The sequence below is a fragment of the Chryseobacterium sp. RLHN22 genome, from assembly GCF_051011795.1.
In the GTDB taxonomy this organism is placed as follows: domain Bacteria; phylum Bacteroidota; class Bacteroidia; order Flavobacteriales; family Weeksellaceae; genus Chryseobacterium; species Chryseobacterium zhengzhouense.
Genome location: NZ_JBPCHW010000008.1, coordinates 137,709 through 156,791, shown reverse-complemented (window position 1 = coordinate 156,791; position 19,083 = coordinate 137,709). Strand labels below are relative to the sequence as shown.

The following is a 19,083-nucleotide window of genomic DNA, read 5'->3' as shown; positions in this document are numbered from 1 at the left end:
CCAACGGAGCTCGCCATTAATTTCTCAACGGTTTACCATTCTGTAACATGTACTGAATTCTCTCCAATGTTTTTCTCTCCCCACAAAGCTGTAAGAAAGTTTCTCTTTCAAGATTCAATAAATATTGTTCAGTAACAACGGTTGGTTCAGAAAGATTTCCTCCAACCATTACATTGGCTAATTTGTCTGCAATTTTCTTATCATGTTCAGAAATATAGTTTCCGGTTAACATTTGGTCGGTTCCAACATAGAACATTCCCAATGCATCTTTACCTAAAACTTTTACTTTCTGTTCGATAGGTTGAGTATAACCATGTTCTGCTAAACTTCTTGCCAGCATTTTTGCTGTTTTGATCTGCGTTCTTTTGTCAACTGCAACAATATCTTTCCCTTTTTCAAGAATTCCCATATCGTAAGCTTCGTAAGCTGAAGTTGCCACTTTACCCATGGCGATATTCATGAACGCATCACGAAGTCTGTTATTTTTCACATCATCATTATGGAATTCTCTTGACGTTCTTAACGTCAATTCTTTCGTTCCACCACCGCCTGGAATTACACCAACTCCGGTTTCAACCAATCCGATGTAAGTTTCTGCTGCTGCGACAACTCTGTCGGCGTGCATGGTCATTTCGCAACCACCACCAAGCGTCATTCCGTGAGGAGCAACAACAACAGGAATAGAAGAGTAGCGAACTCTCATCATTGATTTTTGGAAATAAGCAATTGCCATATTTAAATCATCCCAATCCTGTTCGATCGCCATCATTAAAATCATCGCTAAATTCGCTCCGACAGAGAAATTTGTTCCTTGATTTCCGATAACTAATCCATCATATTCTTTTTCAGCTAAATCAATGGCTCTGTTTAATCCATCTAAAACTTCACCTCCTAAAGAGTTCATTTTAGAACGGATCTCAAAGTTGATGATTCCGTCGCCTAGATCTTCAATCGCAGCCCCTGAATTGCTCCAAAGCGTTTTATTTTTTCTGATATTATCTAAAATAATGAAAGCATCCTGTCCCGGAATTGTATTGTATTCTCCTGAATTTTTGTCAACATAAATGCTTTGTCCTTCCTCATTAACTTTATAGAAAGTCTCTACATTTTTTACCCAGTCTGAAACCTGATAACCTGCTTCTGTTGCCAATTCAATACCTTTTTGAACTCCAACAGCATCCCAAATTTCAAATGGTCCGTTTTCCCAACCGAAACCGGCTCTCATGGCATCGTCGATTTTGTAAACTTCATCAGAAATCTCCGGAACTTTATGCGAAACATAAGCGAATAATGCTCCCAAAGATTTTCTGTACAATTCTCCGGCCTTATCTTTTCCGCCAATCAATACTTTAAATCTGTCAATTGGTTTGTCAATATTTTTAGTTAATTCTAAAGTTGGGAAAGAAGATTTTCCTTGAAGTTCGTATTCTAACGTATCAAGATTCAGCCCGTGAATTTCAGATTTTCCTTCCGCATTTTTCACTTTTTTGTAGAAACCTTGCTCCGTTTTTGAACCTAACCATTTATTATCAACCATCTTCTGGATGTAATCAGGAAGGGCAAAAACATCATTGAAATCATTCGCTTCGGCACCGCTTTGACGAACTCCGTTTGCCACCATCACCAAAGTATCCAGACCAACAACATCAGCAGTTCTGAATGTGGCAGATTTCGGGCGACCGATAACAGGACCTGTCAATTTATCAACCTCAGAAACCGTTAAACCTAATTTCTGAACATTGTGAAGCAAGTCCATCATTGAAAATACTCCTATCCTGTTGGCAATAAATGCAGGAGTATCTTTTGCCAAAACGGTTGTTTTTCCTAAGAATTTTGCTCCGTAATTCATGTAGAAGTCTATAACTTCCGGAAGCGTATCGTTGGTTGGGATAATCTCTAAAAGAGGAAGGTATCTTACAGGATTAAAGAAGTGTGTTCCTGCAAAATAGTGTTTAAAATCATCACTTCTTCCTTCCGTCAAAAGATGAATAGGAATTCCTGATGTATTGGAAGAAATCAATGTTCCCGGTTTTCTGAACTGTTCGATTTTTTCGTAAACGGATTTTTTGATGTCAAGTCTTTCTACAACCACTTCAATAATCCAGTCTGTATTTTTTATTTTTGGTAAATCATCATCAAAATTTCCAATCTTTATTCTATCCGCAAATTTGGGTGAATAGAGTAGAGCCGGACTTGCCTTTTTAAGTTTTTCAAAGTTTTCAGAAGCGATTCTATTCCTTACCGCTTTATCATCTTTGGTCAAACCTTTTTTCTGTTCTGCTTCAGTCAGTTCAAAAGGAACGATATCCAAGAGCGAAACTTCTACACCAATGTTGGCAAAGTGCGCCGCAATACCACTTCCCATAATTCCTGAACCAAGAACTGTAACGTGTTTGATTCTTCTTTGCATATTTTTATATTTTATTTTCTGTTGTTAAGATCACTTGAAATCCTCATTATCTCTGACATGACCTCCTTAAAAATTTCAAGTTTTTCAGGAGTAATTTTTTCCATGACTTTTTTATTAAAGTTCACTACCACTTCTTTAGACATATTTCTGGAATTCAATCCTTTATCTGTAAGTTTAATAATCACTTCACGTTTGTCAGTCGTGGTTTTTTCTTTATAGATATAGCCATTATCCTCTAAAAGTTTGATGATTCTGGTTAACGATGTTGGTTCGATAGCCATTTTCGGTCCCAAATTGGTACTTCTTGTTCCTTCTTTTGGGTCGATTTTTAGAAGTGTAAGGGCTTGTACAGCAGTAGAATCATATTCCTGAGCCAGATCAGAATACATTTTTTGTACAGAAATCCAGGTTTGCTTAAGTATAAGGTCTATGTTCTCTATTTTTTCTTTATTATTTTGATCCATACTTTTTCTGTGTTGGTCTATTCCAAATTTAGTAAATATTATGCATGCATAGTATTTATTTGAGTTAAAATTTGTTAAATCACTGAAAATAAGGTTATTAAATTATATGACAAGCATAATACTATGCATGCATAGTATGTGAAATATTTAAATAAAGAAGAGTATTAATAAATGGTTTTCACGAAATTAACGATTTCTTCAAAAGATTCGCATTGTTGCTTTGAAGACTCATAGAAAATTAACCAAAAGTTGTTTTGAAATTCAAAATGTAGTGCTGAAAGATCTTTTTGAAAGTTTTTCTGAAGAAGAGAAAACAACATTTCTTTATAAAAATCTGGAGCAATGATTTTCGGAGCCACAAACTGATCGTTCATCTGAAATAAGGAGGCGTTCGTCAATTCTTCGTGTTGCAGCAGAACATCTTCAACAATTCCTGAATATAAATGGCAGTCTTTAACATACCAGATTTTGTCTGCAAACTCCTTCGCTAAACGCCAGTCGTGAGAAGAGAAGAGAATTAATTTATTCTGTTCCTGAGCTAATTTTCGAAGAGTTTTTAAGATGATGATTTTATTTTTTTCATCTAAATGTGTCGTTGGTTCATCAAGAATAATGATAGGAGAGTTCTGCGTTAAAGCTCTTCCAATAAAGGCTTTCTGAAGATTACCGTCTGAAAGGTTCTTCAACAAAGTGTTTCTATACTGAACCAAATCCAGTTCTTCTATAATGTGATAAACTTCTTCCCGGTCTTCTTTTTTAAGCTCAAAATAAAAAGGATAGTAAATGTATTTCCCTAATGAAATTAAATCTTCAACCGTATAATTTTGCGGAATTACTGACTTTGAAAAAACAACAGCAATGCTCTCTGCAATTTCTTTAACGGAAAGATTTTTAATATTTTTATTGTTGATAGAAATTTCGCCACTTAGAAGTGGAATCTGATTTAAAATAGATTTTATTAAAGTTGTTTTTCCTACACCGTTGTTACCAATCACCAAGCATACTTCGCCTAAATTCAAATGTGCATTTGCATTTGAAATTAAGGTCTTACTGTAGCCGATGTTTGCTTGGTTGATTTTTAGATGCATTTTCTTTTTTATTTCTCGCAAATTTTGGAGGTTTCGCCGATTTTTATTCTTTAATAATAAAAAATTATTCTCAATCATCTGCATAATCTGCAAAATCAGCGAGAGAATTTTAAAATTAACAATTGATCATTCACAATTCATAATTAATTTTACGCTTTATTCTGCCTCAAAAGCATCATTAAAATTACAGGAATTCCAAACACTGAGCTTATTACATTCAAGGGAATTTGAGTTTTTTCAGCAATAATTGAAAAGAAAAGCATGATCAGTATCCCCAAAAACATATTCAATATCCATTGTTGCCAAAGTTTTGCGGGATTATAAATCAATCTGCAAAAATGCGGAACAATAATTCCGATAAATAAAATAGGGCCTAAAAATGCCGTAATAGAAGCCGAAAGCAGGGAAGAAGCTGCAATAATAAATATTTTCAACTGGTTTAAATTGACTCCCAAACTTTGTGCGTAAGATGTTCCCAGCGAATTTCCGATCAAGGGTTTTATTGTTTTAAAACAAATAAATAATCCAATGAAAACTAAAATTGACAAAACATAGATTTGATTTCTCGTCACCATATTATTCGCTCCGAAAGACCACAAAATATAGTTTTTCAAACTTTGATTTTCCGCATAAAACTGAAGCAGTGAAACAATCGCTCCTGCAAAAGCAGAGACAAGAAAGCCAAAAATGATCAGATAAGATTTATCCTGAAATTTATTCGACATGGATAACAGAACCAGCATCAACAATAAACTTCCACCGATTGCGGCTAAACTTAAAAAACTGTTCTGCAGAAATTCTGGAATGAGAAAATCATGTGAAAAGAAGATGTAAAAAGCGACCGATAAACTCGCCACAGAAGTAATTCCCAAAATATCGGGTCCGGCCAAAGGATTCTGAAAATATTCCTGCATCAAAAAACCTGATGTAGGAATTGAAATTCCAGCCAAAAGCATGACTAAAACTCTGTTTACACGAATTTCTGCAATTTGGCTATTTGATGATTCTGTAAAAAAATCCTGAATATTTAAACTTAAAAATCCTGTATTCAGATTAATAATCGCTGCTAAAGCAATTGCAATCAGTAAAATTAAACACAGGATTTTAAATTTGGTAGACATTCTACAAGTCTGCAATTTATTTTAAAAGAGAATTGATTTTTTCATTAAGCTGTTCTTCGCTCATCATACCAAGCGTTTCGTCAGTTTTATCACCTTTTCTCATGAAAGTAAACGGAATTGCACCGCCATCCCATTGCTTAAAATTGGAAGCGAAAAAATTCTGATCCAAAAGCTGTCCATCCACAAGAATTGTATGGTTCTGAATACCGTGTTCTTGTGTAAAGCGAGGAACTTCTGTGTTCCAGACTTGTTTCTGGTCTACACTGACAAATGTAATTTTTACAGGTTTATCTTTGAGTTCTTCAATTTTCTTTTTAAAATGAGGTATTTCTCTTACACAAGGTCCACACCATGTTGCAAAGAAGTTTGTTACGTACAGAGTATCATTCTTTTTCTGCAAAAAATCTGTAGTTTGCTGTGTAGATAAAGATTTTAATGAAGCATTGGCGGCAACTGGCTCGGGCACAACAACATCTGCAGAATCTGCCATACTGATGTTTCCCTCTGTTTTTTCGGCTTCTTTTTTACAGCTTACAAGAGCTAAGACTAAAAGAGTGGACAAAATTATCTTTTTCATAAATTATTTTCTTTATTTTTGATTTGCAGTATGGAAGAACACATCTACAAAGGGAAACTGACAAAGTTTCATCGGTTAAAAATAGCTAAAAAAGAGAACCTGACCAAAAATACTTTTTCTCTGGAGTTCGAAATTCCTGAGGATTTGAAAGAGAATTTTAAGTTTGAAGCAGGTCAGTTTGTCAGTGTAAAGTTTCAAGCTTATGGTCATGAAATCATCAATGACTATTCTATGACATCAGCTCCATATGAGAAAAAAATATGTCTCGGAATAAAAGTAAATTCTACCGAAGGTGCAACTTCAGCATTATATAAAAACTATAACATTGGTGACGAACTTTTGGTGAGTGAACCGAACGGAAGATTTACATTAGTTTCAAAACCAAGTGAATTCAGAACGATTGTAGGATTTGCTGCGGGAATAGGGATCACACCGATTTTAAGCCATTTTAAAAATATCCTTCACAACGAACCCCGAACCAGATTGTTTTTATTTTTTGGAAATAAAAGTTCCGGAGATTTAATTTATAGAGATGTTTTGGATAATCTTGCCAGAATGCATGGAGACAGATTACAGATTTTTTATTTTTATTCTCAGGAAAAAACTGCCAATTCCTTCTTTTATGGAAGATTGGATGAGAAAAAATTGAGTTTAATTATTAATCAGATCCTGCACCTTGATGATACCGATGAAGAATCAACAATCTGGGATGCTGTGGATGAAGTTCTAATCTGCGGAAAAGGAGAGATGATAAAAGCACTTGCAAATGCCTGTTATCATCACGGAATTCCTAAGAAAAATATTCATTTTGAATTATTTGAAGAATTTAATGATGATATTTATCCTATAGAAAAAGAGTTTCCGTTGATTACTGATATTCAGGTAGATTTTAAAATGCTTGGAAAAATTTATGAGACTGTTCTTGAAAATAATAAAGATAAAATTCTGCAACAGTTATTGTTAAAAGGCTTTCCTGTTCCGTATTCATGTAAATCGGGAATTTGTGGAAGCTGCGAATGCACCCTGGAAGAAGGCGAAGTAGAATTACTCGAAAATGAATATTTAACTGAAAAAGAGGAAAACCATGGGAAAATTTTAGCATGTATGTCAATTGCTAAAACAAAGAAAATAAAACTTAACTTTGATTTTAATTGAGAATCATTCGAAACATATTCAGGCTTATTTTCGGGTCAGCAGAAATTATTTTTCTTCTGATCTGTTTATCTAATGCATGGGTTTTCGGGCTTACCAACGGGAGAACTTATACCAAAATATCTAAGATTCCTCCTCGTGAAGTTGCTCTGGTTCTGGGAACTTCCCCGAGAATGCGTTCCGGACTTTCCAATCCGTATTTTACCAAAAGAATGGATGCCACTGCTTTACTTTACCACCACGGAAAGATCAAAAAAATCATTGTGAGTGGTGAAAAAAGCAAAGGTTACAACGAACCAGCCGCAATGAAAAACTACCTTATTTACCAGGAAGGTGTTCCGGAAGAAATTATCATTGAAGATCCTGAAGGGTTTAATACCTATAAAAGTATTTTACGTTGTAAAGACGTTTATAACAAGAAAAATGTGATTATTGTTTCGCAGGGTTTTCACAATTTAAGAGCCCTGTTTTTTGCCAGAAACAATAATATGAATGCTTTAGGATTTGATGCGCAAGACGTTACCAAACCGGAGAGTTACTACAGAAACCAATCCCGCGAAATTATCGCAAGAGTGGCTGCTGTAATATATTTTACTTTAGGTATTTCTCCTGATTAGAAAGGATATCCGAATGCGATATTTAACGTGGGTTTTAAAGGTTTGATGTCATCGAATCTCCATTTTTCGCCATCCGGCTTGTTTGGATCATAAATCTTATAGGCTAAATCTACTCTTAAAGTAATGTAAGCAACATTCACCCTAAGCCCAAATCCGCTCCCGATTCCCATTTCTTTAATGAATTTATTAAATTTAAACTGATCGTCAAAACCATTATTCTCAGTATTCCAAACGTTTCCTATATCTGTGAAAAGTGCTCCCTCATACATATCGCTAAACGGAACTCTGTATTCTATATTTGTTGTAAGCTTAACATTTCCCATAAGATAAGTACGCACTCTTTCATCAATTTGAGATCCTCCCGGACCTAATCCTCCAAATGCTACCCAGGCTCTGATATCATTTGCCCCGCCATTGAAATAGGATCTTACAAAAGGCATCGCCGATGAATTTCCGTAAGGAATTCCCAAACCTATAAACTGACGAAATACCAACGATTGATTCCCATTAAATCTAAAATATTTTCTGACGTCAAAATCGAATTTAACAAACTGTGCATAAGGAATGCCAAAAATTGTACGTTCAGGACTTCTTAAAATTCCACTGTTGTCTTCTCTTCTCTGATTGAAAAGACTCGGGATATTGCCGGCCAATTCTACTTTACCATTAAAATAAAATGCATTAGGATAATCTTTTTTACCGATTTCATTATAAATAAAATTATACACCATCGAAGAGATCAGAACATCCTGGGTTTGTCGGTCTTTATTTACAAGGGTCCCGGTAAAGTCTACAAACCTGTCAGCTTTTACTGCATCCAATGTCGCTATGTAATTCTGATCTTCAATGATTTTCTGTGAAATTTCATCTCTGGTGAATTGCCCTGCTTCAAATTGCTGGCCCAATTGTGGATTATATTCAAAATAATCTGCAAATGCTCCAGCTCTTATGTTATCATCCTCAACAAAAAAATCGTAGTAGCTGTCTTTATTTTTGGTCAAACTGAAAAGAGTATTAAACAAAGTCAGTCTATGAGAAACCTGATCGTTTACGTTTGCAAAATAATTTAAACCTGTATTAAAGTTCGTTCTTCCCAAACCGATATTGTTCTGTGATGAAACTCCCAAAACAATTGAAGAGGTAGGAGTGTATCTTTTAGGAATCAACTTATAATAATTGAACGGAAGCAATAACCTAGGGAAACTTAATGATGCCTGTGCAGAAACTTCGGATGCCCAGATTCTTTTATCAAGATTTTTAGGATCTACAACACGACCTATAGTTCCTGCTAAACTTGTAGAAAGGTTTTCTGCTCCGCCAAAAATATTTCTTGTCGTTAAATCTATTGAAGGAGAAATCCCCCAATTTAAAAACTGAGAATAATTTAAGTCTGTTGCTACTTTCAGATCATATTTATCAAGTGGCTTAAGTACATACAACACATCAACGATGCTGTCATTCGGAGCTGTTACACCACCTTGTCTCAAAGAATCTCTTGCCTTCAGAATGCTGAAATTGTTCATAGCAAGAATATTTCTCTTCGTAAGATCAAGTTTTTTCTGGTCGTAAACACCTTTATTATCAACAATGATCGTTCTCCACAAAGCCGAAGTCTTATAATTATCGTTTACCTTATGGAATCTTATCCTTCTTAAACTGTCTTTAACGGTTCTTCTCGGAAAATCCCGGTTTCTGTTGACAATGGCTACATCAATATTGCCAAAAGTTGCTCTTTTGTAAGGTCTGTCAGCAGAATCTTTTCGTATTTCTAAAACAAGCGGTACTTCTTTTCTGCTTTTTAAAGAATCTGCAATGAAGCCCACTTCGTCATTTGCTGCGTTGAATTTATAGTAACCACTTTGACGCATCAGATCACCGATTCTGTTAATTTCTTTCTCCAATACGGTTTGATCTAATACCTGTCCCGATCTTACCAGACTTTGATTAATATTCTGCTGGAATATGCTTTTCACTCCCGGATCTGTAATATTATAGTAATATTCTTTGATGTTTGTAGGAGTATTATGCTTAATAGAATATTGTACGGAAGCCTTTTTGCTGGCCGAATCAAGTTTATGGGCATATTTTACTTCAGCATCCCAAAAACCACGGTAGGTCATTCTTTTTTCAATAGATTCAGCACTTTTTTCAGTTCTTGTCTGATCTAAAATCACAGGCGGAGTTCCCCAGTTGTGATATAATCTATCCATGAAAAGACTTTTCCCAACACTGCTTTGCATATTATATTTGATGAAAAGAGAATCCCGAAGTTTCTGGTTTCTCATTTCACTCGGATACGTCATATATTCATTAAGGATCGTATCATACTTAGGATTGGCTGCATTATAGAAAAGAAGACTTAATGGCATAAAAAGCAATTGCTTTTTATTAGGTTTCTGCTGTACGTAATCTTTCAGCTCTTCGTCAAAAAACTCTTTTTTATCTTCAAATTCGAAGTTGTTTTGGGTAAGCAGATATTCACCATCCGGAACTTTCTTCGTAGTACTGCAGGCATAAAGTAAGCCTACAAATGTTGCAAAAGAAATAATTTTATAATACTTTTGAGGAGAATTCTTATAATGCTTACAGCTCATACAATTAAAATTTTACAATCTTTAGATAAAAAGAAGTTCAGACAAAAATACAATTTGTTTTTGGTTGAAGGGAATAAAACTATTCTCGAACTTCCTAATTCTAACTTTAAAATTAAAGAAATATTTTCTACAGAACCTAACAATTTTCTGTCCAAAGATGTACAGTTTACGCACATCTCTGAAAATGAACTTAAAAAAATAAGTTTTCTGAGAAATCCTAAAGATTCTGTAGCTGTTTGTGAACTTTTGGAAGAGCCTGACTTTGAGGATAAAGACTTTCAGTTGGTTTTGGATGGCATTCAGGATCCTGGAAATTTGGGGACAATAATCCGTTTGGCAGATTGGTTCGGCATTGAACAGATTATTTGTAGTGAAGACACCGTAGATTTTTATAATCCTAAAGTAATTCAGGCAACGATGGGCTCTTTTACAAGAGTAAATATGGTATACTGTAATTTGGTTGAATATCTTTCAAAAACTGAAAATATTAATGTAGGAACTGATATGGAAGGGGAGAACATTTATCATTTCAAAAAACCAAATAAAATTAATTTAATCTTAGGAAATGAAGGAAACGGAATGCGTGATGAGACAGAAAAATTTCTTCAGAAAAAAATAAGCATTCCAAGATTCGGAAAATCGCAGTCTACAGAAAGTTTAAATGTTTCTATGGCTGCAGGGATAATTTTAGGACAACTCTTCAGAGTATGAGAGCTGTAGTATTTTTGAGGGCTTTAGAGTGGGAGGAGAGTATAAAACACTAAACACTCCAACTCTAAAACGCTCAAACAAATTTATATAAGTTGCTCCATACTCGAGAGACTCTTTGTTTTTTGATAATTTTCCAGTTTTTTGCGAACATATTTCAGAGCAATTGGTGCTACATAAATCAATGCTGCTCCCAGAAGTTTCTTTTTCCAGTTAGAACTCTTCATATTCTTCTTTGCATAGTTGGCAACTAAGGCGGTTACTCCTAATTTAACGAGCCCATCAACAGCATTTCCGCTGAAAGCAGAATTTGCCAAACCTACTGCCGCATTTTTGCTCAAAAGCATATCTTTTACCTCAGAGGTAAGCTGTTTTGCAATAACATCTTTTCTGATAACGGTTTTTTCTTCTCCGTCCTCATCAATTTTTTCCTGCAGATACTGATCAGTAAGACCATTTGTAAATGCACTCAGGCTTTCTTTGGTGTTCTTAAACGTAAGCAGAGCTTCCAAATCTTTAATTTCACCTTTTAAAAGTCTTTTTTTTCTTTTAAGTTCTTCCAGACTCTCGTAATTTCTGCCCATAGTTTAGTGATTTAAAAATTCGATTACTTTATTTGCGACCATATGCACAATTCTTTTCTTAAAGGTAACAACTAAAAACATGATAACAAAATAAAATGCTGCTACAATCAGAAATCCGTAAGAAGTATTATTAAGTGCTTTACCCAGCAGAAACGCCAATCCGAAATTAAAAAGAATGATAAAAAAGCCAAAAGCAACCAGCAATATTACAAGATAGGCAATGACACCCGCCGAAATTGAAGATTTCTCTGTGGCTTCAATTTTTAGCAAATCTATTCTTTTAGATGCATATTCTTTAATAGTTTCAATCATCCCTAATTTTTTTAAAAGTTACAAAAAAAGGAACTCTTTTACCTAAAGTTCCTTTTTTATATTTAATTAAAATTAAATATTAGTTTTTAAGATCATTCAATCCTGATTCTACGTCCTTTACCATATCGGTAGTTTTAGAAACAATTTGATCTTTGTATTTGTCATATCCGTCTTTCACGGTATGCGCTACATTATTGGCAGTTTCTTTAAAAGTAGAAGAAATGCTGTCATACTGATCTTTTACTTTTTCAGATACTTCACCATATTTATTTTTAGCCTGATCTTTCAGATCATTAGCTTTAGTTCTGATTTTTTTTCTTGTTTCTTTACCTTCCTCAGGTGCATAAAGCATTCCTAAAATTACACCTGCTGCAGCACCTGCTAAAAGTCCTGCCAGAATACCTGCTGTATTATTTCCTTTTCTAGACATTTTTTGTTTTTTTAATAGTTAATAAATACTAGTTTTCGTTTTAAAAGGTTACAATTAATATACCAATCGAGATCAGTATCTAATAAAAATTGTTAATTTTTGTAAGATGCTGCAAAATACTTTCAATGGTTTGACTTTTTGTCAGATTTGTATTATCAATTACAATAGCATCTTCAGCCTGTCGTAAAGGCGAGATTTCTCTTTCACTGTCGACACGGTCTCTCTCAATAAGATTTTCTCTGACCTGATTTTCATCTGCTTCGAATCCCATTGATAAAAGTTCGTTGTATCTGCGTTTTGTTCGCTCTTCAATACTTGCGGTAAGGAAAAATTTAAAATCAGCATCGGGTAAAACGACTGTTCCTATGTCTCTGCCATCCATAATTACACCGCCATTTCTTGCAATTGATCTTTGCGCTTCCAATAAAAAATCTCTTACTTCTTTTTGCTTAGCTATTAAACTGACATTGTCAGAAACTTCGGCAGCACGTATTTCTTTAGAAACATTAATTTTATTTAAATATAAAATAAGTTCGTCTTCTTCTTTTTTAAATTCAAGCTCGATAAGATGAAATGATTTGAAAAGTTCTTCGAGATTGATTTTTCCGTTCTCATCTACACAGTTCTGCAAAGCAAACCATGTAATGCCACGATATAATGCCCCGGTATCTAAATGTACAATACCAAGCTTTTCGGCAATAATTTTTGAAATTGAACTTTTTCCTGTGGAAGAGTAGCCGTCAATAGCAATTACTGGTTTTTTCATAAGACAAATTTCAAGAAATTTTCTGAAAAAATCAAGAAGGTTTCAAGCATAACCTGAATAATTGCAAATTTTAAAGAAATTTATTCTCCCCGATGACCGCTCAAATCGACAGAAATCCCAATTTGATTTACATTAGAAGAGTTGTGATATCTCACATGGGCATAATCTAAACGGAATTTTGAAATCTTAATCCCAAATCCCCCTGAAAGTCCTGTAAAACTTCGCTGATCCTGAACGGCAAGTTCATTTCCACGTCTTACATTATACCCAAGACGAATATTGAAGCCTTTTTCCGGGAATAATTCTGCTCCTATAGAAAAATGATCGGCAAGTTTTCTTCCAAAGCCAACTTCCTGCCCGTTTACATTGTACTCTTCAGAAATATCAAACTGCTGAAGATCGTGTGCTGTAATGGTTACAGCAAGAGGAAAATTTTTTAATATCTTAGTGTAGCCTAAATCTATTCTGAAAGGAAGGTTTTCTCTTTCACCATTAAAAGATTTAAACTGATAGCCGAAGTTTCTGAAAACGACAGAGGCAACTTCTTTGCTTTGTTTATTATGATACGTAATACCTGCGGTTCCTGATAAAGCAGAAGAGGTATACGTGTCGATTTTTGAAGTAATAAAATTTAATCCACCACCAATCGTCCAGTCTTCTTCAAACTGATAAGCATAGCCAGCTCCTACAGCAACATCTGAAGCAGAAAACTCTCCCATCTCAAAACCACTTTCGTCGGTTCTCGGAATATTTCCATAGCCTAAATATCTTGCATTCACCGTTACCATATGCCCATTATCAAAATCTTTTGCAAAAGCGATGGTTCCGAATTTAGAATCGGCAAGGTATGTTGCAGCATTTACGGAAAGCTGTTTGTCGGAATCTTTATTCAGCAAAGCCGGATTGGCAATCGCAAAAGAAACGTCATAATCTCTTATGGTAATCGCATTACCACCTAAAGCAGCCTGTCTTGCAGAGACAGGAATATTTAAAAAAGAATAAACGTTTGTTCCAGTTTGTGCAAATGAAACAATTCCCGAAAGAAATAGTGAAAAAATTAGAACTTTCTTCAAATCATTATTTAATTAATGCAAAAATAATTCTTTTTGCTACTTATCAAAATATTTAGGCGATTATTTTATGTATAATATTTTTCTTTTTTCAATATTTATAATGATTATATTTGCAAAGTTAATTTCCGGGGAGATTAATACTTGAAAACGATTATTAAAATTAAAGATGAAATATAAAAGAATCCTTCTGAAACTGAGCGGCGAGGCATTAATGGGGAACAGACAATACGGTATTGATAACGACAGACTGATGGAATACGCTCAGGAGATCAAAAAAGTGGTTGACAGAGGCTGTGAAATCGCAATCGTGATCGGAGGAGGAAATATTTTCCGTGGAGTAGCAGGAGCTGCAAAAGGAATGGACAGAGTACAGGGTGACTATATGGGAATGCTTGCAACCGTAATCAACGGAATGGCTTTACAGGGTGCCTTGGAAGATGCAGGAATCAAAACAAGATTACAATCTGCCATCGAAATGGATAAAGTTGCTGAACCTTTCATTAAAAGAAGAGCCGTAAGACACCTTGAAAAAGGCAGAGTAGTGATTTTTGGAGCAGGAACAGGTAACCCATATTTCACAACAGATACTGCAGCAACCTTAAGAGCGATCGAAATCGGTGCTGATGTTATTCTTAAAGGAACCAGAGTAGACGGAATCTACGACAGCGATCCTGAGAAAAACGAAAATGCAGTAAAATATAATTCTTTAACTTTCGAAGAAGTTTTTGAAAAAGATCTTAAAGTAATGGATATGACAGCCTTCACTTTAAGCCACGAAAATAAACTTCCAATCATCGTTTTTGATATGAACAAAGACGGAAACCTTCTTAAAATCGTTGACGGAGAAAATATTGGAACATTAGTTGATCTTTAGGAAAGAGCCAAGTGAAAAGGTAAAAGTAAAAAGTTTAAATTACTTATTACCAATTACTTATCACTCATTAAAATGTGTAATTTATCAAATTTTTATATAGTAATGGAAGAATTAGATCTTATCGTAGAGTCTGTAAAACAGGACATGGATGCAGCTGTAAAGCACTTGGATCACGCGTTTCAAAGAATCAGAGCAGGACGTGCTTCTACAACAATGGTTCAGGACGTAATGGTTGAATATTACGGAGCTCCTACACCACTTAATCAGGTTGCAAACGTTTCTGTACCGGATGCGATGACCATTTCTATTCAGCCTTGGGACAGAACTGCAATTAATGCGATTGAAAAAGCAATCATCAATTCAAATTTAGGATTTGCACCTTCTAACAACGGAGAAAATATTATTCTTAACGTTCCACCTTTAACAGAGGAAAGAAGAAAAGAATTGGCGAAACAGGCTAAGTCTGAAACAGAAGACACCAAAATTGTAGTAAGAAATGCAAGACAAAACGGTTTGAAAGAACTTAAAAAATTAGATGGAGTTTCTGAAGATTTAATAAAAAATATTGAAGCTGACATTCAGGTTTTAACAGATAAGTATGTGAAAACTTGTGACGATCACCTGAAGACAAAAGAAGCTGAAATTATGAAAGTATAATTTTCAGTTTTAAATCATAAAAAAGAGGTTTTAATTTGAAGCCTCTTTTTTGTTTTTATAGAATACAGTTTATTTTTCCTTTCTGATCTTTATTTTTCAGAAGAACTTCGAAAGTTTTTTGTAATGCTGAATACGAACAGTTTTCACTAGGTACATTCTGAATATTCTCAGGATTCGGATTGTTTTTAGCGCTTGATTTAATGGTAAATTTCTTTTCTAAACATTCAATTGCCTTATCATTTACAATATAAATTCTTTGTTGTTCTATTTCGTCTTTGGTTTCTGGTTTTTCAGTTGTTCCGCCATCAAAACTCCAAAGCGTATCATCTTTAAAGATAAAGTAAAGCTTTCCGTTTTTTAAGTAATAATTTTCTACTGAAGAAAAATGACTGTCTGCGTGAAAATGTTTGATACTTTTCAGTTCACCGTTTTGTGTGTAATAAACCACATTTCCGGAAACTTCCTCACATTCATAATCAAAACTTGTAGAATCGAGCTTTTTGGCGATTAACTGGTTATTCAATACCGCATATTCTGCTTTAATTTCATCAACTGTTTGTGGAGAATCGTTATCCTCTTCTGAAGAATTTTTATTTGAAACCGTTTGTAAGCTATCGGTTGAAATTTTTCCGTCTGCAGATTCATTCTTTTTATTTTCACACGAAAATAAAATAATTACAACGGGTAATAAAACAAGTTTTTTCATTAATAAATATTTTGTTTTTTGAAAGCAGCAAAAAATATGCAAATCGTTTTTCTTTTTTACTGACCAACCGGACGATTACCTACATAAGCCGGAATAACGACAGCAGCTCCTATCACTCCGACAACTAATCCTAAAGTTTTGCCTGTACTTGGTTTCAGAATTCTCTTGATTTGAGATTTTTCTATCGAAATTTCTTTTCCTTCCTGACTTCCGGTAACAGACATATTGTTCTGACTTAGATATTTGAAGCCTCTGATTTTATTTCCATCCTGATTTTCTACGATGTAATTTTTATCTGTTTTCAAAACAGAGTAATCAAAATTATTTTTGAGGCTAACTTTTGTTGAAACACAGGAAGTAAATAATATTCCTAAAAGGAATAAGGCTATTGTCTTTTTCATTTAATTATAATAATCTGTGCGAAAATAATGAATCCTAAAAAAGAAAAACAATATTGTAATATGAATTAAATCTCAATTTTTAACATTACCTATCAAAAAATCCGAAATTTCTTCCGGATTTAAATTTATTGATAACGTTTATGTTCTTTCTGTTTGACAAAAATTTTCGTAATTGGTTTAAAGAATGCCTTGTATTTTTCAGAATCGAATAATTGTGAATCTGTTAAGGCTTTATAAGTCATCCACACGCCAAAAGGGAAAAGAATGATATTGGGAAGCCATGCTGCAAGATAAGGGTCCATTTTTCCGGACCAGGCAACGTTTTCAAAGCCAACATTAATCACATAGAAAATAATGAAAATGACGATGGCAATGATCACGGGAACACCCATTCCTCCTTTTCTGATAATTGATCCTAAACTTGCTCCAATCATAAAGAAAATGATACAGGTAAAAGAATAAGTAACAATTCTCTGTTGGTAAAGGACCACTTTACTGAAATATTTTATACTCGGATCAAGCTCTTTGTTTTTTGAATCTAAGTTCGCTTTCAGATCGTTCAGTCTGGAATAAGCATTGGTGAGAATCTGAAGCTTTTTGTCACCTTTTATAGAATCTAATTTGTATTGGGATTTTACCGGAGCTTTCGTTTTATTTTTATCCATATAAGTAACAACAGCATTGGTCTGACTAATGATATCGTTACTTACATTATCTATAGTTTTAGTATTTTCTTTTTTTGCCTTATCAATTGTTTTAAAAAGCTGTGTAAAGGTTTCAAAACGATAATCATCAGTAATCTGTTCTTTTTCGATTGCTTTATCAATGAGTTCGCTGATGTCGAAATGGGTAATCAGCGTATCGAATTTTGTTGTCTGGTCGGGTTGTTTTGCCCGTACATTATCCGATTTTCCGGCATGACTGTCTTCTACAACATATCCATTATATAAAATCAGCTGCATGAATTTCGGATTTTTTGCATTGGCAAATTTTCCTTTTTCGGCAACAATCGTTTGCTGATTTTCAAAATTTCCTGCTTTTTTATGAATAAAAATGCCTTCAAGATCTCTGCCTTCTTCACCTTTAATTTTATCAAATTTCACCATGAAACCGGGAATTTGGTCGATGAATTGACCAGGAGTAAAGTTCAACGCGGGTTTGGTTTGAGCAATATTAAAAAGCATATTTTTTGCCTTTCTCTGAAAATCAGGAATGATATTATTTGAAAAGAAGTAGAGTAGTATTGCCAGAACTGTAGTAACGCCCAAAAGCGGCATCATCACACGTGTTAAAGAAATTCCGGCAGCTTTCATCGCGGCAAGTTCATACCGTTCTCCCAATTCACCGAAAGACATGATACTTGCCAAAAGAATCGTTAAAGGCAAAACCATACTGATAACACTCACCCCAAGATAAAAAAGGAGCTTCATGATCTGTAAAGTCGTTAAACCTTTCCCCATAAACTGACCCAGCTGAATCCAGATAATGTTTACAATAAATATAAAAAACAGAACACTGAATATAAATAAAAACGGACCAAAAAAGGTCTTGATGATATATCGGTCTAATATTTTAAACATTCGCCAAAATTAATGAAAAAGCCACAAAGTTTTCTTTGTGACTTTTAAATTTTAATATTTATTTAGAATTATAATTCTGTAACCAGATAATTCTTGTATTTATTCTTATCGTAGACAAACATATTCGGGTCCAACTGCTGATTTTCTTTATATTCTTTAATAGAAATCACAGAAATATCTTTGTTGTTTCCGAACTGCTCAAGTTTAAGCATTTGCTTTTTCGCAGAATCAACATATAGATAAATATATTTTAATCCGTTTGCTTTTACAGGAGTCAATTTTATTAAATCTGCACTTACCCCATCCACAGTTTTCTTGCCGCTGTAGGAAACGTTGTAATCATTTCTATATGAAGTGAGATAATTAATCGGTGAAAACATAGCGCTGTTCGCATTTGGTTTTGCAACGGTTACTTCCATATCTTCTGTATTGATATTATAGATTTTGTTTCCGTCAAAGATCTGCTCGGTTTCCATAATCTTCAACTTATATTTGTCACCTGCAGAATAGTAGATACCGGGTTCATTTTTCGAAACCTTTCCGTTCACTCCGCTTCCGAAAGCAAATTTGAAGTAAGAATTTTTCTTGGAATTGTAGTTTGCCGTAATATCGTCTAAAATTTTCTTTGCTTTAGCATCAATTTTCTGAGCCTGAACCAAAGTCATACTTCCCACTACAAATGCTCCTAAAACTATTTTTGAAACTAATTTTTTCATTTTTATTTTTCTAATTTTCCTATTCTTTAGACTTTCGTTAAACCTGAAAGTTAAATTTCCCCTTGAACATGAAGTCCGCAAAGTTTTTTTCTTTTTCCAGTCTCACAAAGACACTTCGCTTATACAAGGTTAAATTATCTTTTCTCTTCTGACTGTACTTTACGCTCCTATAAGCGGAGCGGCTCTGTGAAACAATTTTCAAAATTTAAAAAATCTCAGTGCACTTTGTTTCCCTTATATATTTTTTAAATGA

General features: G+C 34.2%; 20 protein-coding genes. 5 read left to right on the top strand and 15 right to left on the bottom strand.

The features are described from left to right. Positions 1–16: 16 nt before the first annotated feature. The 5 genes from ACR1PN_RS10515 to ACR1PN_RS10495 all read right to left on the bottom strand — a co-directional run bounded on the left by ACR1PN_RS10515 (position 17) and on the right by ACR1PN_RS10495 (position 5,660). Positions 17–2,410: a 3-hydroxyacyl-CoA dehydrogenase/enoyl-CoA hydratase family protein gene (locus ACR1PN_RS10515; RefSeq protein WP_433980008.1), complete on the bottom strand. Its 2,394-nt coding sequence runs from the start codon at positions 2,408–2,410 to the stop codon at positions 17–19. Between the two features lie 11 nt (positions 2,411–2,421). Continuing rightward, complete coding sequence (locus ACR1PN_RS10510) at positions 2,422–2,874, bottom strand: MarR family winged helix-turn-helix transcriptional regulator (RefSeq protein ID WP_378171871.1); 453 nt, start codon at positions 2,872–2,874, stop codon at positions 2,422–2,424. 164 nt (positions 2,875–3,038) lie between these two features. Continuing rightward, complete coding sequence (locus ACR1PN_RS10505; RefSeq protein WP_433980007.1) at positions 3,039–3,962, bottom strand: ABC transporter ATP-binding protein; 924 nt, start codon at positions 3,960–3,962, stop codon at positions 3,039–3,041. 149 nt (positions 3,963–4,111) lie between these two features. Next, the gene (locus tag ACR1PN_RS10500; RefSeq protein ID WP_433980006.1) at positions 4,112–5,083 is read right to left on the bottom strand and encodes a FecCD family ABC transporter permease; all 972 of its coding nucleotides are present in this window, start codon (positions 5,081–5,083) and stop codon (positions 4,112–4,114) included. Positions 5,084–5,099: 16 nt separating this feature from the next. Continuing rightward, a complete protein-coding gene (locus ACR1PN_RS10495; RefSeq protein WP_433980005.1) occupies positions 5,100–5,660 on the bottom strand; it encodes a TlpA family protein disulfide reductase in 561 nt (186 codons plus the stop codon). 30 nt (positions 5,661–5,690) lie between these two features. Here ACR1PN_RS10495 and ACR1PN_RS10490 point away from each other — a divergent pair, with 30 nt between their 5' ends. After that, the gene (locus ACR1PN_RS10490; RefSeq protein WP_433980004.1) at positions 5,691–6,815 is read left to right on the top strand and encodes a flavin reductase family protein; all 1,125 of its coding nucleotides are present in this window, start codon (positions 5,691–5,693) and stop codon (positions 6,813–6,815) included. Next, positions 6,812–7,429, top strand: coding sequence for a SanA/YdcF family protein (locus tag ACR1PN_RS10485; RefSeq protein ID WP_433980003.1), 618 nt, complete (start codon positions 6,812–6,814; stop codon positions 7,427–7,429). The genes ACR1PN_RS10490 and ACR1PN_RS10485 overlap by 4 nt, the downstream gene beginning before the upstream one ends. Here ACR1PN_RS10485 and ACR1PN_RS10480 read toward each other — a convergent pair. Then, positions 7,426–10,023: a BamA/TamA family outer membrane protein gene (locus tag ACR1PN_RS10480; protein WP_433980002.1), complete on the bottom strand. Its 2,598-nt coding sequence runs from the start codon at positions 10,021–10,023 to the stop codon at positions 7,426–7,428. The genes ACR1PN_RS10485 and ACR1PN_RS10480 overlap by 4 nt on opposite strands. On the opposite strand from ACR1PN_RS10480, the gene ACR1PN_RS10475 reads away from it, so the two are divergent. After that, positions 10,009–10,734, top strand: coding sequence for a TrmH family RNA methyltransferase (locus tag ACR1PN_RS10475; protein ID WP_433980001.1), 726 nt, complete (start codon positions 10,009–10,011; stop codon positions 10,732–10,734). The genes ACR1PN_RS10480 and ACR1PN_RS10475 overlap by 15 nt on opposite strands. An 83-nt stretch (positions 10,735–10,817) precedes the next feature. Here the strand turns inward: ACR1PN_RS10475 and ACR1PN_RS10470 are convergent, their stop codons facing one another. From ACR1PN_RS10470 to porQ, 5 genes are all read right to left on the bottom strand, one after another. Next, positions 10,818–11,315, bottom strand: a complete 498-nt coding sequence (locus ACR1PN_RS10470; RefSeq protein WP_378171852.1) for a phosphoribosyl-ATP pyrophosphatase — start codon at positions 11,313–11,315, stop codon at positions 10,818–10,820. A gap of 3 nt (positions 11,316–11,318) precedes the next feature. Further along, entirely contained in the window at positions 11,319–11,627 is a 309-nt protein-coding gene (locus tag ACR1PN_RS10465) for a phage holin family protein (protein WP_378171850.1), read from the bottom strand. Positions 11,628–11,706: 79 nt separating this feature from the next. Next, positions 11,707–12,057: a YtxH domain-containing protein gene (locus ACR1PN_RS10460; RefSeq protein ID WP_378171848.1), complete on the bottom strand. Its 351-nt coding sequence runs from the start codon at positions 12,055–12,057 to the stop codon at positions 11,707–11,709. A gap of 79 nt (positions 12,058–12,136) precedes the next feature. Next, positions 12,137–12,823 carry a (d)CMP kinase gene (cmk, locus tag ACR1PN_RS10455; protein ID WP_433980000.1) on the bottom strand — a complete coding sequence of 229 codons (687 nt, stop codon included), beginning with the start codon at positions 12,821–12,823 and terminating at the stop codon, positions 12,137–12,139. An 80-nt stretch (positions 12,824–12,903) separates the two neighbouring features. Further along, positions 12,904–13,896: a type IX secretion system protein PorQ gene (porQ, locus tag ACR1PN_RS10450; RefSeq protein ID WP_433979999.1), complete on the bottom strand. Its 993-nt coding sequence runs from the start codon at positions 13,894–13,896 to the stop codon at positions 12,904–12,906. Positions 13,897–14,062: 166 nt separating this feature from the next. Between porQ and pyrH the strand changes: the two genes are divergently transcribed. Further along, complete coding sequence (gene pyrH, locus ACR1PN_RS10445; RefSeq protein ID WP_034676378.1) at positions 14,063–14,770, top strand: UMP kinase; 708 nt, start codon at positions 14,063–14,065, stop codon at positions 14,768–14,770. A 102-nt stretch (positions 14,771–14,872) separates the two neighbouring features. After that, the gene (gene frr, locus ACR1PN_RS10440) at positions 14,873–15,427 is read left to right on the top strand and encodes a ribosome recycling factor (protein ID WP_378171840.1); all 555 of its coding nucleotides are present in this window, start codon (positions 14,873–14,875) and stop codon (positions 15,425–15,427) included. 55 nt (positions 15,428–15,482) lie between these two features. On the opposite strand, the gene ACR1PN_RS10435 is transcribed toward frr, so the two are convergent. The 4 genes from ACR1PN_RS10435 to ACR1PN_RS10420 form a co-directional block, all read right to left on the bottom strand. Next, the gene (locus tag ACR1PN_RS10435; protein ID WP_433979998.1) at positions 15,483–16,133 is read right to left on the bottom strand and encodes a hypothetical protein; all 651 of its coding nucleotides are present in this window, start codon (positions 16,131–16,133) and stop codon (positions 15,483–15,485) included. A gap of 56 nt (positions 16,134–16,189) precedes the next feature. Next, positions 16,190–16,534: a hypothetical protein gene (locus ACR1PN_RS10430; protein ID WP_433979997.1), complete on the bottom strand. Its 345-nt coding sequence runs from the start codon at positions 16,532–16,534 to the stop codon at positions 16,190–16,192. A gap of 125 nt (positions 16,535–16,659) precedes the next feature. Next, positions 16,660–18,114, bottom strand: coding sequence for an LptF/LptG family permease (locus ACR1PN_RS10425; protein WP_433979996.1), 1,455 nt, complete (start codon positions 18,112–18,114; stop codon positions 16,660–16,662). Between the two features lie 68 nt (positions 18,115–18,182). Next, the gene (locus ACR1PN_RS10420; protein ID WP_433979995.1) at positions 18,183–18,830 is read right to left on the bottom strand and encodes a LolA family protein; all 648 of its coding nucleotides are present in this window, start codon (positions 18,828–18,830) and stop codon (positions 18,183–18,185) included. Positions 18,831–19,083 lie beyond the last annotated feature (253 nt).

Excerpts from the sequence above, each read along its gene's own strand:
- cmk (WP_433980000.1), bottom strand. The coding sequence starts at position 12,823 with ATGAAAAAACCAGTAATTGCTATTGACGGCTACTCTTCCACAGGAAAA.
- ACR1PN_RS10490 (WP_433980004.1), top strand. The coding sequence starts at position 5,691 with ATGGAAGAACACATCTACAAAGGGAAACTGACAAAGTTTCATCGGTTA.
- ACR1PN_RS10470 (WP_378171852.1), bottom strand. The coding sequence starts at position 11,315 with ATGGGCAGAAATTACGAGAGTCTGGAAGAACTTAAAAGAAAAAAAAGA.
- ACR1PN_RS10500 (WP_433980006.1), bottom strand. The coding sequence starts at position 5,083 with ATGTCTACCAAATTTAAAATCCTGTGTTTAATTTTACTGATTGCAATT.
- ACR1PN_RS10480 (WP_433980002.1), bottom strand. The coding sequence starts at position 10,023 with ATGAGCTGTAAGCATTATAAGAATTCTCCTCAAAAGTATTATAAAATT.
- ACR1PN_RS10505 (WP_433980007.1), bottom strand. The coding sequence starts at position 3,962 with ATGCATCTAAAAATCAACCAAGCAAACATCGGCTACAGTAAGACCTTA.
- ACR1PN_RS10510 (WP_378171871.1), bottom strand. The coding sequence starts at position 2,874 with ATGGATCAAAATAATAAAGAAAAAATAGAGAACATAGACCTTATACTT.
- ACR1PN_RS10435 (WP_433979998.1), bottom strand. The coding sequence starts at position 16,133 with ATGAAAAAACTTGTTTTATTACCCGTTGTAATTATTTTATTTTCGTGT.
- ACR1PN_RS10460 (WP_378171848.1), bottom strand. The coding sequence starts at position 12,057 with ATGTCTAGAAAAGGAAATAATACAGCAGGTATTCTGGCAGGACTTTTA.
- ACR1PN_RS10495 (WP_433980005.1), bottom strand. The coding sequence starts at position 5,660 with ATGAAAAAGATAATTTTGTCCACTCTTTTAGTCTTAGCTCTTGTAAGC.
- ACR1PN_RS10425 (WP_433979996.1), bottom strand. The coding sequence starts at position 18,114 with ATGTTTAAAATATTAGACCGATATATCATCAAGACCTTTTTTGGTCCG.
- ACR1PN_RS10430 (WP_433979997.1), bottom strand. The coding sequence starts at position 16,534 with ATGAAAAAGACAATAGCCTTATTCCTTTTAGGAATATTATTTACTTCC.
- ACR1PN_RS10465 (WP_378171850.1), bottom strand. The coding sequence starts at position 11,627 with ATGATTGAAACTATTAAAGAATATGCATCTAAAAGAATAGATTTGCTA.
- ACR1PN_RS10420 (WP_433979995.1), bottom strand. The coding sequence starts at position 18,830 with ATGAAAAAATTAGTTTCAAAAATAGTTTTAGGAGCATTTGTAGTGGGA.
- pyrH (WP_034676378.1), top strand. The coding sequence starts at position 14,063 with ATGAAATATAAAAGAATCCTTCTGAAACTGAGCGGCGAGGCATTAATG.
- ACR1PN_RS10515 (WP_433980008.1), bottom strand. The coding sequence starts at position 2,410 with ATGCAAAGAAGAATCAAACACGTTACAGTTCTTGGTTCAGGAATTATG.
- ACR1PN_RS10475 (WP_433980001.1), top strand. The coding sequence starts at position 10,009 with ATGCTTACAGCTCATACAATTAAAATTTTACAATCTTTAGATAAAAAG.
- frr (WP_378171840.1), top strand. The coding sequence starts at position 14,873 with ATGGAAGAATTAGATCTTATCGTAGAGTCTGTAAAACAGGACATGGAT.